Below are 1,419 nucleotides of genomic sequence, written 5' to 3'. Positions count from 1 at the left end.
GGAAGTGGTGTACGGGTTCCACCCGTTCCGGGGGTTTCGTCCCGGTAGCGGGTGTCGCCTGAAACGTAAGACGGCCACCGGTTGATCCTTCGAGATGTCTGACGTCACGAAGAGGAGACCAACACGATGACCGCACCCGACAGTCTGCCGTTCGCCGCCTTGTTGGAGGAGAACCTCACCTCGGCGAGTCCCGACTTGTTGCGGGCGATGGTGAAGACGTTCGCGGAGGCGATGATGTCCGCCGACGTGGACCGCGCCTGCGGCGGCGAGTACGGCCGCCCGGGCGAGGACCGGATCAACTCCCGTAACGGATACCGCAATCGGGACTGGGACACCCGGGTTGGCACGATTGACCTGGCGATCCCCAGGGTCCGTTCCGGCACCTACTTCCCGAGCTGGCTGCTGGAGCGCCGGCGCCGGGCCGAACAGGCTCTGATCAGCGTCGTTGCGACCTGCTACCTGCTCGGCGTGTCCACCCGGCGGGTGGAGAAGCTCGCCGAGAGCCTCGGCGTGACCCAGTTGTCGAAGTCGCAAGTCTCCGACATGGCCAAGCACTTGGACGAGCGAGTGGCGGAGTTCCGCAACCGTCCGCTCGACCAGGGCCCCTACACCTTCGTCTGGGTCGACGCGCTCACCCAGAAGGTCCGCGAGGGCGGCCGCGTCGTCAACGTCCACTGCCTGGTCGCGGTCGGCGTCAACAATGAGGGCCAACGCGAAGTCCTCGGCCTGGACGTCGCCACCACCGAAGACGGAGCCGGCTGGCTGGCCTTCCTGCGCTCCCTGGTCGCCCGCGGCCTGACCGGCGTCAAGCTGGTGGTCTCCGACGCCCACACCGGCCTGGTCAACGCGATCGGCGCGACGTTGCCCGGCGCGTCCTGGCAGCGGTGTCGAACGCACTACGCGCGCAATTTGCTTTCGCAGGTCCCCAAGTCCGCCCAGCCCTGGGTCGCCACTCTCCTGCGGACCGTCTTCGAACAGCCCGACGCGAAGGCCGTTCGCCAACAGATGGCCACGGTCATCGCCACCCTCGACGAGCGATTCCCCAAGGCTGCGGAGCACTTGGAGGACGCCCGCGAGGACCTGCTGGCCTTCGCCGTCTTCCCCCGGACGGTCTGGAAGTCGATCTGGTCGAACAACCCGCAGGAGCGGCTGAACAAGGAGATCCGGCGTCGCACCGACGTCGTCGGGATCTTTCCGGACCGTTCCTCGATCATCCGGCTGATCGGTGCAGTCCTGGCCGAGCAGAGCGACGAGTGGGCCGAACAGCGCCGCTACATCGGATCCGAGATCCTCGGCCGCTGCCGCCTCCACCCGATCGAGGGAGAAACCCCCGACGAGACCACTGCAACAGCCTTGACCGCCTAGCCTGAAACCGGATCACCGAGTGGCCGTCGATACACCACTCCGGCGGACGTGACC

General features: G+C 67.0%; 1 protein-coding gene. It reads left to right on the top strand.

Annotation, left to right across the window (positions count from 1 at the left end; translation table 11 throughout):
- Nucleotides 1-126 precede the first annotated feature (126 nt).
- The gene (locus tag AB0K51_RS34820) at nt 127-1,365 is read left to right on the top strand and encodes an IS256 family transposase (RefSeq protein ID WP_363462298.1); all 1,239 of its coding nucleotides are present in this window, start codon (nt 127-129) and stop codon (nt 1,363-1,365) included.
- The last annotated feature ends 54 nt before the right edge of the window (nt 1,366-1,419 follow it).

It is taken from the genome of Kitasatospora sp. NPDC049285 (genome assembly GCF_040678815.1).
GTDB lineage: Bacteria > Actinomycetota > Actinomycetes > Streptomycetales > Streptomycetaceae > Kitasatospora.
This window is presented reverse-complemented; position numbering and strand designations above follow the sequence as displayed.

Bases quoted from the DNA above. Each gene is read 5' to 3' on its own strand.
- AB0K51_RS34820 (WP_363462298.1), top strand. From the start codon at position 127: ATGACCGCACCCGACAGTCTGCCGTTCGCCGCCTTGTTGGAGGAGAAC.